Source organism: Nocardioides ureilyticus (assembly GCF_051280745.1).
Classification (GTDB): Bacteria; Actinomycetota; Actinomycetes; order Propionibacteriales; family Nocardioidaceae; genus Nocardioides.
Genome location: NZ_JBNCOG010000041.1, coordinates 1 through 13,566, shown reverse-complemented (window position 1 = coordinate 13,566; position 13,566 = coordinate 1). Strand labels below are relative to the sequence as shown.

Annotated in this window: 16 protein-coding genes and 1 tRNA gene; 10 read left to right on the top strand and 7 right to left on the bottom strand. The window is 73.8% G+C overall.

Going from position 1 to position 13,566, the window contains the following annotated elements; all coding sequences use genetic code 11:
• The first annotated feature begins 17 nt into the window (after positions 1-17).
• Together ACSMHG_RS17425 and ACSMHG_RS17420 are read left to right on the top strand one after the other, a co-directional pair.
• Positions 18-704: an iron-dependent transcriptional repressor DtxR gene (locus ACSMHG_RS17425; protein WP_435747451.1), complete on the top strand. Its 687-nt coding sequence runs from the start codon at positions 18-20 to the stop codon at positions 702-704.
• A 198-nt stretch (positions 705-902) separates the two neighbouring features.
• The gene (locus ACSMHG_RS17420) at positions 903-1,235 is read left to right on the top strand and encodes a hypothetical protein (RefSeq protein WP_435747449.1); all 333 of its coding nucleotides are present in this window, start codon (positions 903-905) and stop codon (positions 1,233-1,235) included.
• Here the strand turns inward: ACSMHG_RS17420 and ACSMHG_RS17415 are convergent.
• Together ACSMHG_RS17415 and ACSMHG_RS17410 are read right to left on the bottom strand one after the other, a co-directional pair.
• Complete coding sequence (locus tag ACSMHG_RS17415) at positions 1,174-2,025, bottom strand: Sir2 family NAD-dependent protein deacetylase (RefSeq protein WP_435747447.1); 852 nt, start codon at positions 2,023-2,025, stop codon at positions 1,174-1,176. The genes ACSMHG_RS17420 and ACSMHG_RS17415 overlap by 62 nt on opposite strands.
• Positions 2,015-2,284: a DUF2277 domain-containing protein gene (locus ACSMHG_RS17410; protein WP_435747445.1), complete on the bottom strand. Its 270-nt coding sequence runs from the start codon at positions 2,282-2,284 to the stop codon at positions 2,015-2,017. The genes ACSMHG_RS17415 and ACSMHG_RS17410 overlap by 11 nt, the downstream gene beginning before the upstream one ends.
• Positions 2,285-2,307: 23 nt before the next feature.
• Between ACSMHG_RS17410 and ACSMHG_RS17405 the strand changes: the two genes are divergently transcribed.
• Complete coding sequence (locus ACSMHG_RS17405; protein ID WP_435747443.1) at positions 2,308-3,507, top strand: saccharopine dehydrogenase family protein; 1,200 nt, start codon at positions 2,308-2,310, stop codon at positions 3,505-3,507.
• 36 nt (positions 3,508-3,543) lie between these two features.
• Here the strand turns inward: ACSMHG_RS17405 and ACSMHG_RS17400 are convergent.
• The 3 genes from ACSMHG_RS17400 to ACSMHG_RS17390 all read right to left on the bottom strand — a co-directional run bounded on the left by ACSMHG_RS17400 (position 3,544) and on the right by ACSMHG_RS17390 (position 4,825).
• Positions 3,544-3,616: transfer RNA gene (locus ACSMHG_RS17400), tRNA-Arg, on the bottom strand.
• 112 nt (positions 3,617-3,728) lie between these two features.
• Positions 3,729-4,388 carry a hypothetical protein gene (locus ACSMHG_RS17395; RefSeq protein ID WP_435747441.1) on the bottom strand — a complete coding sequence of 220 codons (660 nt, stop codon included), beginning with the start codon at positions 4,386-4,388 and terminating at the stop codon, positions 3,729-3,731.
• A complete protein-coding gene (locus ACSMHG_RS17390; protein ID WP_435747439.1) occupies positions 4,385-4,825 on the bottom strand; it encodes a hypothetical protein in 441 nt (146 codons plus the stop codon). The genes ACSMHG_RS17395 and ACSMHG_RS17390 overlap by 4 nt, the downstream gene beginning before the upstream one ends.
• Positions 4,826-4,966: 141 nt before the next feature.
• Here ACSMHG_RS17390 and ACSMHG_RS17385 point away from each other — a divergent pair, with 141 nt between their 5' ends.
• The 7 genes from ACSMHG_RS17385 to ACSMHG_RS17355 all read left to right on the top strand — a co-directional run bounded on the left by ACSMHG_RS17385 (position 4,967) and on the right by ACSMHG_RS17355 (position 12,611).
• A complete protein-coding gene (locus tag ACSMHG_RS17385; protein ID WP_435747437.1) occupies positions 4,967-5,326 on the top strand; it encodes a hypothetical protein in 360 nt (119 codons plus the stop codon).
• A gap of 67 nt (positions 5,327-5,393) precedes the next feature.
• A complete protein-coding gene (locus ACSMHG_RS17380; RefSeq protein ID WP_435747435.1) occupies positions 5,394-6,851 on the top strand; it encodes an HNH endonuclease signature motif containing protein in 1,458 nt (485 codons plus the stop codon).
• Between the two features lie 52 nt (positions 6,852-6,903).
• Positions 6,904-7,617 (top strand): hypothetical protein, encoded by a 714-nt coding sequence (locus ACSMHG_RS17375; protein WP_435747433.1) that lies wholly within the window; start codon positions 6,904-6,906, stop codon positions 7,615-7,617.
• 132 nt (positions 7,618-7,749) lie between these two features.
• Entirely contained in the window at positions 7,750-9,390 is a 1,641-nt protein-coding gene (locus tag ACSMHG_RS17370; protein ID WP_435747431.1) for a sulfatase family protein, read from the top strand.
• Between the two features lie 95 nt (positions 9,391-9,485).
• The gene (locus ACSMHG_RS17365) at positions 9,486-11,057 is read left to right on the top strand and encodes a sulfatase family protein (protein WP_435747429.1); all 1,572 of its coding nucleotides are present in this window, start codon (positions 9,486-9,488) and stop codon (positions 11,055-11,057) included.
• 86 nt (positions 11,058-11,143) lie between these two features.
• Entirely contained in the window at positions 11,144-12,427 is a 1,284-nt protein-coding gene (locus ACSMHG_RS17360; RefSeq protein ID WP_435747427.1) for an LCP family protein, read from the top strand.
• Between the two features lie 16 nt (positions 12,428-12,443).
• Entirely contained in the window at positions 12,444-12,611 is a 168-nt protein-coding gene (locus tag ACSMHG_RS17355; RefSeq protein WP_435747425.1) for a hypothetical protein, read from the top strand.
• A 9-nt stretch (positions 12,612-12,620) separates the two neighbouring features.
• Here the strand turns inward: ACSMHG_RS17355 and ACSMHG_RS17350 are convergent, their stop codons facing one another.
• Positions 12,621-13,052, bottom strand: coding sequence for an MscL family protein (locus ACSMHG_RS17350; protein WP_435747423.1), 432 nt, complete (start codon positions 13,050-13,052; stop codon positions 12,621-12,623).
• A 58-nt stretch (positions 13,053-13,110) separates the two neighbouring features.
• Positions 13,111-13,566: CpaB family protein (locus ACSMHG_RS17345; RefSeq protein WP_435747421.1), on the bottom strand; the 456-nt coding region annotated here is incomplete at its 5' end.

Here is a 13,566-nt window from a genome sequence, read left to right as displayed (position 1 = left end):
GGGACAGAATGACGGGCGTGAGCGACCTGATCGACACCACCGAGATGTACCTCCGGACCATCTACGAGCTGGTCGAGGAGGGCATCGTCCCGCTGCGCGCCCGGATCGCCGAGCGGCTCCACCAGAGCGGGCCGACGGTGTCCCAGACCGTGGCGCGGATGGAGCGCGACGGGCTGCTCACCGTGGAGGGCGACCGCCACCTCGAGCTCACCGACGAGGGCCGGCGCCTGGCCGTCCGGGTGATGCGCAAGCACCGGCTGGCCGAGCGGCTGCTCACCGACGTCATCGGGCTGGAGTGGGAGCTGGTCCACGAGGAGGCGTGCCGCTGGGAGCACGTCATCTCCGAGACCGTCGAGCGGCGCCTCCTGGAGCTGCTCGACCACCCGACCGAGTCGCCGTACGGCAACCCCATCCCGGGCCTCGACGAGCTCGGCCAGGAGGCACTGCCCGAGGCGTTCATGGATGGGGTGGAGCCGCTGTCGCAGGCCGCGGCGCCCGGCGAGGGCCGGGTGCTGGTCCGCCGCATCTCCGAGGAGATGCAGAAGGACGAGGTGCTGATGAGCGCGCTGCGCCGGGTCGGCGCGCTGCCGGACAAGACCGTGACCGTGGTCGCCACCCCCGACGGAGTCCTCGTGGGCTCCGGCGGCGAGACCGCCGAGATCGTCCCCGAGGCCGCCGACCACATCTTCGTGCGGCGTCTCTGACGGGTCCCTGTCGGGTCCTGATCCCATCCCCATCGGCGGGCTCGCGGAGTTCTTGAGCAGATCTGCCCGATCGGCCCGATTCTGCTCGTAGCGGTCTGTACCTCCGGGTCGTATCCTGGGAGAAGGCGTCACCGTCGCCCCCTCGTCCCGTTGGGGGTGTGGCCGTGATCGTGCGGTCACTGTCGAGGGGAGACCACCGTGCACCGACTGAACCAACCTGAGAACGCCGGGACCCACGCCGGGCGCGTGGCGGTCCCGCACTCGTCGACGCGCCTCGCCCACGGCCTCGAGCCCGGTGAGGGCGTGGTGCTGGACTCCCCGTCGGGCGAGCACCACCTCGCGACGGTCGTCGACCTCGAGTTCACCCTCGACGACACGATCTACGTCCTCGAGGTCGGCACCCGGGTGCCCGCGGAGACGGCTGAGCGCCTCGCGACCGGCGCCGCCGAGCCGGCCGGCGAGGAGGGGACTACGGACGTGATGCGGCTGCTCGGGGAGCTCCGGCGCCGCGGAGTGCGGCAAGCCTGCTGAGCAGCTCGCTGCACCCGACGTCCAGGGTGTACGTCGCCAGCTCGTCGCCGCGGGTCGCGCCCCGGTTGACGATCACCACCGGCGTGCCGGCCTTGGCGGCCCGCCGCACGAAGCGGAGCCCGCTCATCACCGTCAGGCTCGAGCCGGCCACCAGCAGCGCGCCGCCGGTCTCCGCCAGCCGGTCGACCGCGGCGTAGCACCGCTCGACGCGCGGGGCCGGGACGTTCTCCCCGAAGAACACGACGTCCGGCTTCAGCACGCCGCCGCAGGCCTCGCACGCAGGTACGACGAACCCGGCGGTGTCGTCCAGCTCGACGTCGCCGTCGGGGTTGCTCACGACGGTGGCGTGCCGCTCGTCGAAGCCCGGGTTCGCCGCCTGCATCCGCGCGTGCAGCGCGGCGCGGCTCGACGTGGCCCGGCAGCCGAGGCAGACCACCTCGGCGATCCGGCCGTGCAGGGCGACCAGCCGGCGCTGCCCGGCCCGCTCGTGCAGGCCGTCCACGTTCTGGGTGATGAGCAGGTCGGGGTCGAGCGCCACCAACGCGTGGTGGCCGGCGTTCGGCTCGGCCCGCCGCATCCGGCCCCAGCCGAGGTGGCTGCGGGCCCAGTACCGCTGCTGGGCGGCGTGGTCGGCGACGAACTCCTGGTAGGTCATCGGCATCCGGACCGGTGCTCCGGCGCCGCGGTAGTCGGGGATGCCGGAGTCGGTGGAGAGCCCGGCGCCGGTGAGCACGACGAGGGGGCGCTCGGCGAGGAGGTCGAGCGCGGCCGTCCGGTGGTCAGCGGGCATAGCGCAGGGCGGCACGCGCCCGGGCCTTCTCGGCCTCGACCTCGCGGTCCTTGGGCGGCGCGCTCGTCACCAGCTCCTCGAGCAGGTGCCGGGTGGCGTGGGCGACCTCGGCCACGGCCCGGTCGAACGCGGCCTGGTTGGCCTGGGACGGCTTCGTCGTACCGCTCACCTTGCGCACGTACTGCAGCGCCGCGGCCGTGACCTCGTCCTCGGTCGCCGGCGGCTCGAAGTTGTGCAGGGGGCGGATGTTGCGGCACATGCCTCCAGCGTACGTTTTCTCTCATGGCCAGCGACCCGACTTCCAGCCGCTCCTACGACCTCGTCCTCCTCGGGGCCACCGGGTTCACGGGGGGCCTGACTGCCGAGTACCTCGCGCGCCACGCGCCTGCGGACCTGCGGTGGGCGCTCGCCGGGCGGAACGCCGAGAAGCTGGCCGCGGTCCGCGACCGGCTCGCCGGCATCGACCCGGCGCTGGCCGACCTGCCGCTGGTCGCCGCGGACAGCTCCGACGAGGACTCGCTGGCCGAGCTCGCGGCGAGCACCAAGGTCGTGGTCACGACCGTCGGCCCCTACCTCACCCACGGTGAGCCGCTGGTGGCCGCGTGCGCCGCGGCGGGCACCGACTACGTCGACCTCACCGGCGAGCCGGAGTTCGTCGACCGGATGTACGCCGCGCACCACGCGACCGCGCGGAGCACCGGCGCCCGGATCGTCCACGCGTGCGGCTTCGACTCGATCCCGCACGACCTCGGCGTCTACTTCGCCGTCCAGCAGCTCGCGCCCGTCGACGGGCCGCTGACCGTGCGCGGCGTCGTCCGGGCCTCCGGCACGGCCTCCGGCGGGACGTTCCACTCGGCGATGACCCAGTTCTCCCGGGCACGGCAGATGCGTGCGGCGATGGCCGAGCGCCGCCGGGTCGAGAAGGCGACCGGCGACCGCCCGGAGGGGCGGTCCGCGCGCGCCGTCTCGGGCAAGCCGCACCGCGACCCGGTCACGGGCTACTGGCTGCTGCCGCTGCCCACGCTCGACCCGTTCGTCGTCGCCCGCAGCGGCGCCGCTCTCCCGGCGTACGGGCCCGACTTCCGGTACTCCCACTACGCAGGGACCAAGACGCTGCGGTACGCCGCCGGTGGTGCGGTCGGCGTGACGGCCCTGGCCGCCGCGGCCCAGGTCCGGCCGGTGCGCAACGCGCTGCTCGGGCGGATCAAGCAGGGGGACGGACCCAGCGAGTCGCGGCGCGAGCGCTCGTGGTTCACCGTCGACGTGGTCGCCGAGACGGCCGGGCGGACCGTGCACGCGCGCGTCTCCGGTGGGGACCCGGGGTACGGCGAGACCGCCAAGATGCTCGCCGAGTCGGGCCTCTGCCTGGCTCTCGACGACAACCCGCCCACGTCGGGCAGCGTCACGACCGCCGCCGCGATGGGCGACCACCTGCTCGCCCGGCTGCAGCACGCCGGGATCCGGTTCGACGTGGTCGGGTGACCCCAGGGGGCCCTTCGCGTTGCAGAAGTCCGAGGGTGCCCCAGGCAGGAGTCGAACCTGCGACCTTTCGCTTAGGAGGCGGCTGCTCTATCCGCTGAGCTACTGGGGCGGGCCGGTCCGCATCGAGGTCGAGCCCCGCGGACCAGGGCAGGGCCATCCTGCCATCGTCGGCCGATGGGCCGGACGCGGCCTCGGGCGCGCGGTGGCCGAGCCGGGTGGCGTCAGGCCGAGTCGGACAGCTGCCGCTGCCGCTCCTGTTGCCGGCGTCGCCACCGGACCCTCTCGGCGGCGCCGATGAGCAGGAGGCCGAGCGCGGCGGTCACCGCCACCCACAGCAGGCCCTCGAGCACGGCGACGTCGCACTCGCCGCCGAAGTCCGGTCCGCCGCAGTTCCGGGCGGTGAAGTGGGAGGTGCCGGCCGAGAAGGCGGCGAACACGGCGATGACCAGGGCGACGAGGTACGCCACTGCGCGGGCCCACGCGCTCAGGGTCGGCGTCGCACCAGGCCGGTCGTCGGCCGGCGGTCGCTCGAGCAGCTGCGGCGTCAGCAGGGCCAGGGCGACCAGTCCGAGCCCGACCTGGAGGTACAACAGCTCGCCCTCTCCGGCATGCCAGATGAACCGGAACCCGTCGTCGGCCAAGCTCAGCCCTACCAGGACGCCGTCGAGGACCGCGAGCGCTGCGCCGAGGCTCCGTCGCGCCCTGCGGTCGACGAGGGCGATCGCCAGGGACGCCGCTGCGGCGACGGCGGAGGGGCCGCCCCACGTGAGGTCCCACTGGTCGCTGCCGAAGCCGGAGGTGTCGTCGAGCTGGACGAAGCCGCCTGCCGCGAGGAGACCCAGGGACGCGGCCAGCAGCCCCAGGCTCGCCAGCGCAGTCACCGGACCCGCACGGCGACAGGGCCGCTCGCGTCGGTGAGCAGCGTGGCCCTGCCGCGCTCGACCTCGGCGGGGACCTCGACGCGCCACTCCACCCGTCCGAGGCGGTCCTGCTCTGCGGTGCCGGCGTCCGCGGTCCCGAGGGACCAGACCTGGCCCCGCTGGCGCAGCAGCGGCTCCACGTCCGCCATCGGACGGGGCGGTGGGTCGTCGTACTCGCAGGAACCGCAGCCGAACGCCGGGCAGCTCATCGAGTCCTGACATCCGCCGGCCGTGAACGACCGCCCCTCGATCACGGTCGCGGTGCCCCGCTCGAGGACGAGGGGATCCGGGGCCTCGAGGGACGGTCCGACGCACCCGGCCGCGGCCGGCGCGCCAGGCAAGGGCGCTGCTGTGAGCGCGAGCAGGGCAGCGCCGAGGAGCAGGCCGGATCGTCGCACGAAGGATGGACGCCTTCCGAGGCCGCTCGGTTCCGTCGCGGTCACGATCGGGTCACCGGCTCAGTCGGGCACTGGCGGGAGGCGCCGGGCAGGAGCATGCTCGCTGCCAACGAGCCGGACCGAGTCCAGGGAGCAGCAGTGGTGGGTAGGACACGGCGGCCTCCCCGCCGCAGCTGGCGAGCCCTGACGGCCCTCGGTGCGGTGATCGTGGTCCTCGCCCTGGTCGGCGGCGGAGCGGCGTGGTTCTCGACCGGCGGCGAGGCCCGTCCCTGGTCGGAGCCGCCCGTCGTCGAGGGGGACCGACTCGCGCTCACCTACCTCGACAGTCCTTGCCAGACCCAGGAGAACCTGGACGTCGAGGAGACCCCCACCGCCGTCACGGTGACCATCCGTACCCGGACGTGGGCGCTCTCCTGCAGCGACGTCAACGAGCAGTACGTCGTGGAGGTCGACCTCGCGGAGCCCCTTGGCGACCGCGTGCTCCGCGACGGCGCGGAATGAGGACGAGTTCGTCCACCGGTGAGTCGAGGACCTTGTGCTCGAACAGGTGTGCGAATATCATAGGTCCATGACCGTTCCTCCCGTTGCTGCGCCGGCCGAGCTGGCTGATGTCGCGGTGACGCCAGCGGCGCTGCTGGATCGGGTGCGGGCGGCGCGGGAGGCTGCGGATGCGGCCGAGGTGGAGCTGTTGGTGCTGGCGGTGGAGTGGGCGCACGCGCACCCGGTGCTGGAGGGACAGGAAGCCTGGGGTGTGCCCGGTGTGCCCGGTGTGCCCGTGCCTGGTGTCGCTCGTGAGGAGCGGCATGCTGACGGCGCGGTGCGGAAGGTCGCGGCGGCGCCGGTGGAGGGGTTCTTGTTCGGCATCGACGCTGCGGGGGATGCGGAGCCGCCCTCGGAGCTGGCCGGTCTGCCTCTGGTGCGGTGGGACGCCCCCGCGGCCTTCGCGGCGGCGAACTCGATGTCGACCGAGGCCGGTCAGGCGCTGATCCGGGACGCGCTCACGTTGCGGCACCGGCTGCCCAAGGTCTGGAGGCGGACCGTCGCCGGTGAGGTGCCGGCGTGGCGGGCCCGGCGGGTGGCCCAGGCGGTCCTGGCCCGCCCCGACGACGTGGCGACCTACGTCGATGACCACGTCGCCCCGGTCGCGGGGTCGGTCGGGGTGACCCGGTTGGACCGGCTGGTGGACGAGGCGATGCTGCGGCTGCACGCCGAGGAACGCGAGCTGGCGCAGCTCGAGGCGCTCGACGCCCGGTACGTCCGCCTCGACGAACGCTCCCTGAACCACACCGGGCTGGCGGAGCTGGTGGTGCGTGGGGACTGGAAGGACCTCCACGACGTCGAGGCCACCATCACCGCGCTCGCCGGGGTCCTCGGCCGCGAGGGTCAGGCCGGGCACGGGGAGTCCCTCGACGTGCGACGTTCCATGGCCGTCGGGGTGCTCGCCGACCCCGCCGCCGCCTCCGCGCTGCTCCTGGGTGGCGAGGCAACGCCGTGCGGGGGCTCTTGTGGCCCGCGGCGGGAGATCGTGCTCTACCTCCACCTGACCGACGCGGCGGTGTGGGGCTTCGACACCGTGGGCCGCAACCAGACCGCGGCCCGCCCCGAGCTGGAGCAGACCATCCGGTCCTGGTGCGGGCGCACCGACACCCACCTGACGGTCAAGCCGGTCATCGACCTGGCCGAGCACCACCACGTCGAGGCCTACGAGGTCCCCGACCGGCTCCGCGAACAGGTCGCGCTGCGCGACCCCCAGTGCGTCTTCCCCTGGTGCACCCGGCCCGCGAAGGCCTGCGACTGCGACCACATCACCGCCTATGCCACCGACGGCACCGGTGGACCGACGTGCAGCCACAACACCGCGCCGCTGTGCCGCCGACACCACCGGCTCAAGACCCATGCCGGCTGGACCTACCGGCCCCTGGACCCGGTCATCGACCCCGGCGTCTACGCCTGGACCGACCCCCACGGCCACCACTACCTCCGCGGCCCCACCGGCACCCGGATCATCGACGAGCTCACCGGCTGACACCGGCCTCCGGTCTCGACAACTCGCGGGGGAGCGGTCGCGTCGAACGGACGTGACCCGCCGCCTCGCAGTGCTCCTCTGCTGCCTCCTCGCCCTCGCCGGCTGTGCCGGCACCGACCGGCCGTCGAACGCTGAGCCGTCGCCCGACCCGACCAGCTCGGCGGCTGTCGAGCGGCCGCGCGAGCTGGCCGACCTCCCGCGGGGCCGGCCGGTCGATCTGCCGTACGCCCTCGGCAGACGCCTGGTCATCGGGGCCCGCAGCGTCGTCCTCGCCGCCCGCCCCTGGCGGCTCCTCGACACCCCGACCACGGTGGTCGTGCTGACCCGGGACAACGTGTTGCTCGCGGTCGACAAGGACGACCCGGCGCAGCGCACGGTCCTGTCCCGGGCGGCATGGTCACCGGTCGTCGATGCCGCCGGCGGGCTCCTCGCGTGGCAGGAGCCCACCACGCCGCGGCCTCGGGTCGTCGCTGCGCGGCTCGGTTCCTCCGGGCCCCGGGTCGTCGGCCGAACGTTCTTCCCCGCCCGGCCGACCTGCTGTGACAACCCGTTCCATGTCGTCGGGATCTCCGAGCGCGGTGAGGTCCTCGGGTCGCTCCCCGGTCTGGCGCGTTCGTGGGTGTGGCGCCCCGGCCGCGAGGCGCCGCACCGCGGCCCGGTGCGGCTGCGCGGCCTCGCCGGCGGCGTGCTGCTCGACCATCCTCGTACCTTCGAGCACTCGGGGACCCGGGCCGAGGTCGAGCAGCAGGCCGTCGTCGCGTCCTGAATCCGTCGACAGGGCCAGCCGTGGGTGGCCGACCGGATGACATCGCGCCGAAGAAGCAGAACGGGCGGCCTGCGTGCCGCAGAATCTCCCCGGCGCCCTCGGGGGGCGACCCCTCGGACCCATGGAGAGACCTTGACCCGCCGCCACCCCGCTCGGGGCCTGATCACGGCCGCGTGCCTCACGATCGCTGCCGCCCTCACCGCTGGCGTCGCGCCGGCGACCTCCGCGGCAGATGGCAGCCCCACCGCCAGCGCCGCCGCCACGCCCGCGGCCACCGCCGACGCGGCGGCGCGGAGCGTGCACGACGAGGGGTCGGGGAAGTACACGCCCGGTCAGCGGTCGGGGCTCGAGCCGGACGGCATGGTCTACGAGAAGCCCACGCACAAGCCGGAGACCCGTCGACCGTTCGACAACCGGCCGAACGTCGTGCTCATCACGACCGACGACCAGGCCCTCACCGACCTGCGCTGGATGCCGCGCACCCGTCGCTGGCTCGCCGGGGAGGGGATCCGCTTCACCAACATGATCTCCCCGCACCCGCTGTGCTGCCCGGCCCGGGCGGAGATCCTCACCGGCCAGTACGCGCAGAACAACGGCGTGCACACCAACGCCGGCCCGTACGGCGGGCTCGACGCCCTGCGCGGTGCGGACAACACCATCGCCACCTGGCTCCAGGACTCCGGCTACCTGGCAGGGATGACGGGCAAGTACCTCAACCAGTACAACGCGACGGTCGGGGTGCCGTCCGGCTGGGACTTCTGGAACGTCGCCACCACCAACGGGTTCGGCTACTCGCGCTTCCCGATGTACCACAACGGCGAGCCGAAGTTCTACGGCCCCGACAGCCACAGCAGCGACGTCATCGCGGCCGACACCGTGCAGATGGTCCGGGACTGGTCGGCCGCCGACCAGCCGTTCTTCATCTGGGCCTCCTACTACGCGCCCCACGGCATCTGCGGCAGCGACGAGGGGTGCGCCAACCCGCCCGAGCCGGCGCGGCGCCACCGCGGACTGCACCGGGACGCGGCCGCCCCCTCGATGGCCAAGCCGTCGTACAACGAGGCCGACGTGCGCGACAAGCCCGGAGTGATCCGTCGGCTGGGGAAGATCGGCCGCGCCAAGGCGCTCCACCTGCACCGCGAGCGGATCCGCGCCCTCGCCGCGGTCGACGAGGGCGTCGACGCCACGTTCCGCGCGCTGCAGGCGACCGGTGAGCTGGACGACACGGTCGTGCTCTTCACCTCCGACAACGGCTACCTCATCGGGGAGCACCGCTACCGCGGCAAGGTCCTGCCCTACGAGGAGGCGCTCCGCGTCCCGCTGCTCGCCCGGGGGCCCGGCCTCCCTGCCGGTGAGACGCGCACGCAGGTCGCGACGACCGTCGACCTGGCGCCGACGATCCTCGAGCTCGCCGACGTCCAGCCGGGCCGGGTGCTCGACGGCCGCTCGCTCGTCCCGTTCCTCCTCGACGGCGACCTGCCCCGGTACGACGACACGATCCTCGTCCAGGCGGGCGGCCTCGCGGACCGCAGCCCCACGCCCTGGATGTTCCGGGGGGTGCGCGACACCCGGTACACCTTCGTGCGCTGGTCCAACGGCTTCCGCGAGCTGTACGACAACCGTCGCGACCCGCACCAGCTGCGCAACGTCGGGTCCGACCGCCGCTACCGGAACGTCGTCCGCGAGATGTCGCGGCGCCTCGCGGTCCTCAAGGACTGCCGAGGAGCCAGCTGCCGCGCCACCTTCGGTCGGTCCCCGGCGCCCCGGGGCTGAGCTGTCGGGAGCGTCCTTTACCTTGAGTCGCTACGGTGGCCGCGCCGCGTGACCGCGGCCGGCCGCAGGGTGCGGACCGTCGGAGGAGGAGTCAGATGCGGGCTCGGACCGCGCTCGCGGCGCTCGTGGCGGCGCTCACCGGCTTCCTCCTCGTCGCGACGCTCGTCCCGGTCGTGCTCGACCGCTCCGAGCCGGAGGACGCGACGTCCGCGCCGGAGCCGACCGCGGGCCAGCGCTCGGGGGTCACGCCCGCCGGCTACGAGTACGAGCGGCCCACGCACCGGCCGGACGCCCGCAGGCCAGGCGACGACCGGCCCAACATCGTGCTCATCACCACCGACGACCAGGCCCTCGCCGACATGCGGTGGATGCCGCTGACCCGCCGCTGGCTGGGCCGCCAGGGCGTCACCTTCACCGACATGATCTCGCCGCACCCGCTGTGCTGCCCGGCGCGGGCGGAGATCATTACCGGCCAGTACGCCCAGAACAACGGCGTGCACACCAACGCGGGGCCGTACGGCGGGGTGGACGCCCTCCGCGATCCCGACGAGACCATCGCCGCCTGGCTGCAGGGCTCGGGCTACCTCGTCGGCATGAGCGGGAAGTACCTCAACCAGTACGACGCCACCCAGGGCGTGCCCGCCGGCTGGGACTTCTGGAACGTCGCGACCACCAACCGGTTCGGCTACCGGAACTTCGCGATGTACGGGAACGGCGAGCCCCGGTTCCACGACGACGCCTACAGCAGCGACGTGGTCCGCGACGACTCGGTGCGGCTCGTGGAGGACTGGTCAGCCGCCGACCAGCCGTTCTTCCTCTGGGCGTCCTACTACGCACCGCACGGCCGGTGCGGCGAGGGCGGGGGCTGCGACCGGCCGCCCGTGCCGGCCGGCCGCCACGCCGACCTGTACCCGCGGGCGAAGGTGCCCTCGGTGGGCCGGCCGTCGTTCAACGAGCCCGACGCCTCCGACAAGCCGCCGGTCATCCGACGGCTCGAGCCGGTGACCGCCGAGCGCGCGAGCTACCTGCACCGGCAGCGCATCCGGTCCCTCGCGGCGGTCGACCAGGGCGTCGACGCGACCTTCAAGGCGCTGCGGCGCACCGGGGAGCTCGACAACACGGTGGTGCTGTTCTCCTCCGACAACGGCTACCTCATCGGCGAGCACCGGTACGTCGGCAAGATCCTGCCCTACGAGGAGTCCCTGCGCGTCCCGCTGCTGGTGCGGGGCCCGGGCGTCCCGCGCGGCGAGGTGCGGGACCAACCGGCCACGATCGTCGACCTCGCGCCCACGATCCTCGACCTCGCCGAGGTCGAACCGGGCCGGGTCCTCGACGGCCGCTCGCTGGTGCCGTTCGTCCGCGACGCCGACGCCGTCCGCCCGGACACCGACATGCTCGTCCAGGCCGGTGGCCGCAACGACGCCCACCCCGAGCCGTGGTGGTTCCGCGGCGTGCGCAACCAGCGGTGGACCTTCGTGCGGTGGTCCGACACCGGGTTCCGGGAGCTCTACGACAACCGTCGCGACCCCCACCAGCTGCGCAACCTCGCCGACGACCGCCGCCACCGGCGGGTGGTCCGCGAGATGACCCGGCGCCTCGAGCTGCTCGAGGACTGCGCCGGTGCCTCCTGCCGCCGGTCGTTCGGTCCGCCGCCCCGTCCTTCCTGAGAAGGCGCTGAGGGAGTCGCCGCTCGTTTGGGCAGCGCCCGACGGGTCGGTCAGAATGGTGCCTCCGCCCACTCGAAGGTTGCCCCATGCCCGACGCCGGCCAGCGCCCGGAGCCCGACGGCTCGTCATCCGAGCGCCTCGGCGCGCCCGGAGACGGCGCCGCACCGCGTGCCACGCGCCGTCCGGACACGCGCGGCCGCCGCCGGGGCCGGGGCCGTCGTCGGCACACCGTCGCCCGCGTGCTGCTGGTGAGCACACTCGTCCTGGCCATGGTCACCGGGCTGTCGATGGTCTTCATCTACCGCTCGCTCGACGGCAGCCTGACCCACGAGGACCTCAGCGGTCAGCTGACCGACCGCCCCACCGTGGCCGACGACGCGCCCGCCGAGGCGCTCAACATCCTGGTCATGGGTGACGACACGCGCGAGGGCGTCGGCAACGCGATCGACAACGAGGCCGGCGGCGGGTCGGACACCACGCTGCTCTTCCACCTCTCCGCGGACCGGGAGGACGCCTACGGGATCAGCATCCCGCGGGACTCGCTCGTCGACCGGCCCGAGTGCCTCGCCGAGGACGGCTCGATCATCCCGGGCGAGGAGAACGTCATGTGGAACGAGGCGTACGCCGTCGGCGGCCCGGCCTGCACCATGCAGCAGTTCGAGCAGCTCACCGGGATCCGGCTCGACAACTACGTCGTCGTCGACTTCCAGGGCTTCCAGGACATGGTCGACGCCATCGACGGCGTCGAGGTCTGCATCCCCGAGGACATCTCCGACCCGGCGCACGGCATCAACATCCCGGCCGGCACGCGCGAGATCGAGGGCAAGGAGGCGCTGAACTACGTGCGCGCCCGCTACACCCTCGGCGACGGCTCCGACATCGGCCGGATCAAGCGCCAGCAGGCCTTCATCGCGGCCATGGCCAAGAAGGTGGTCTCCGGGAACGTGCTCGCGCGGCCGGACCGCGTGGTCGGCTTCCTCGACGCCGCGGTCGGCTCGCTCACGACCGACTTCGACAACCTCCTCGAGCTGGGCAAGGTCGGCTACAGCTTCCAGGACATCGGCCTGGACAACATCCGCTTCATCACGGTGCCCTTCGAGTACAGCGAGGCCTACCCCGGCCGGGTCGAGTGGCTGCCCGAGGCCGAGCGGGTCTGGCAGCGGGTCATCGAGGACGAGCCGCTGACCAAGCGGCTCGACGACACCGTCATCAGCGCCGGCGACCTCCCCGGCTCCGAGCCGACCTCCGGGCCGACCTCCGGGGCGACGGACGACCCCTCGGCGGCCCCGTCCGCACCCGGCACGCCGTCCAGCACCCCCGCCGACGAGGAGCGCGCCGAGGCGCTCGCCGCCGCGGGCCTGTGCACCTGAGCGACGAGGACCGCTGATGGCCGCAGACACCCCCACCGACTGGGAGCGCCGCCGCAGGCTGGCGGAGGTCTTCGGCGACGCCCTGCCGGAGACCACCCGCGACGAGCGCGAGCCGGACCCGCGCGAGGCACGGGACGGAGACACCTGGCTGCGCGAGCAGGTGCCGCCGCACCACGGCGGCTGACCCGCCGGGTCAGACCGTCCGGTCTGTGTCGCCGCGGTCGCCGGGGCCGCCGGTGCCGCCCGCCGGTCCGCCGCCCGCATTCTGCGCGGCGAGCAGGTCGCGGATCTCCTTGAGGACCTGGACGTCGTCCGGGGTGCCCGGCGGCGCGCTCGGGAAGTAGCGCTCCTTGGCCTTGACGTAGGGCGTCACCACGAGGAAGTAGACGACCGCGGCGAGGATGACGAAGGCCACGAGGGCGGTCAGGAACGGCCCCACCTCCACCCCGCCGGGGGCGAACTCGTCGAAGTTCGGCTCGGACCCGCCGGTGAGCTTGGCGATCGCCGACAGCAGCATGCCGGTGAAGGCCGTGACCACCGCGGTGAAGGCGGTGCCGATGATGACGGCGACGGCGAGGTCGACGAGGTTCCCGCGGAGCAGGAAGTTCTTGAAGCCGCTGAGCATGGTGCCTCCTGGAGCGCTCGTGGGTACGCCGCAGACAAGTGCCCCGGAGTGCCGGGAGTCAACTGCTCCAGGCGAAGGAGAGGAACGCCGTCGTCGCGGCCTGCGCCAGCGCCGGGACCTCTTCGGCCGCGGCGCCCAGGACCACGAGCCGACCGCTGAGGCCGTCGGCGCCGATGGCCGGGCCGGCGTCCTCCGGCAGCGCCAGGACGGGCACGTCGCGCGCCACGACGCTCGCGCCGCCGCCCTGCGGGTCGGCGGCGAGCACGTCGACCCGGTCGCCGACCCGCAGCAGGCCCGCCATCCCGGCGTCGGGCAGCCGAACCGGTACGGCGGTCAGGTCGGGGCGGGCGGTGGTGAGGCCCGGCCCGACGAGGCGCACGTCGGTCAGCGCCTCGCCGCGGCGCACCGGTCCGGCGAGCACCCGGCCGACCGGGTCGGCGACCGCGGCCGGGACCGTGCCCGGCGCGAACGCGGCGGTGGTCACGTCGTCGGCGCCGACCACCGCCCCGGCGGG

Coding starts and splice junctions, on each gene's coding strand:
- ACSMHG_RS17355 (WP_435747425.1), top strand. CDS start 12,444: ATGGCCGCAGACACCCCCACCGACTGGGAGCGCCGCCGCAGGCTGGCG.
- ACSMHG_RS17365 (WP_435747429.1), top strand. CDS start 9,486: ATGCGGGCTCGGACCGCGCTCGCGGCGCTCGTGGCGGCGCTCACCGGC.
- ACSMHG_RS17415 (WP_435747447.1), bottom strand. CDS start 2,025: ATGCCCGCTGACCACCGGACGGCCGCGCTCGACCTCCTCGCCGAGCGC.
- ACSMHG_RS17350 (WP_435747423.1), bottom strand. CDS start 13,052: ATGCTCAGCGGCTTCAAGAACTTCCTGCTCCGCGGGAACCTCGTCGAC.
- ACSMHG_RS17380 (WP_435747435.1), top strand. CDS start 5,394: ATGACCGTTCCTCCCGTTGCTGCGCCGGCCGAGCTGGCTGATGTCGCG.
- ACSMHG_RS17405 (WP_435747443.1), top strand. CDS start 2,308: ATGGCCAGCGACCCGACTTCCAGCCGCTCCTACGACCTCGTCCTCCTC.
- ACSMHG_RS17360 (WP_435747427.1), top strand. CDS start 11,144: ATGCCCGACGCCGGCCAGCGCCCGGAGCCCGACGGCTCGTCATCCGAG.
- ACSMHG_RS17410 (WP_435747445.1), bottom strand. CDS start 2,284: ATGTGCCGCAACATCCGCCCCCTGCACAACTTCGAGCCGCCGGCGACC.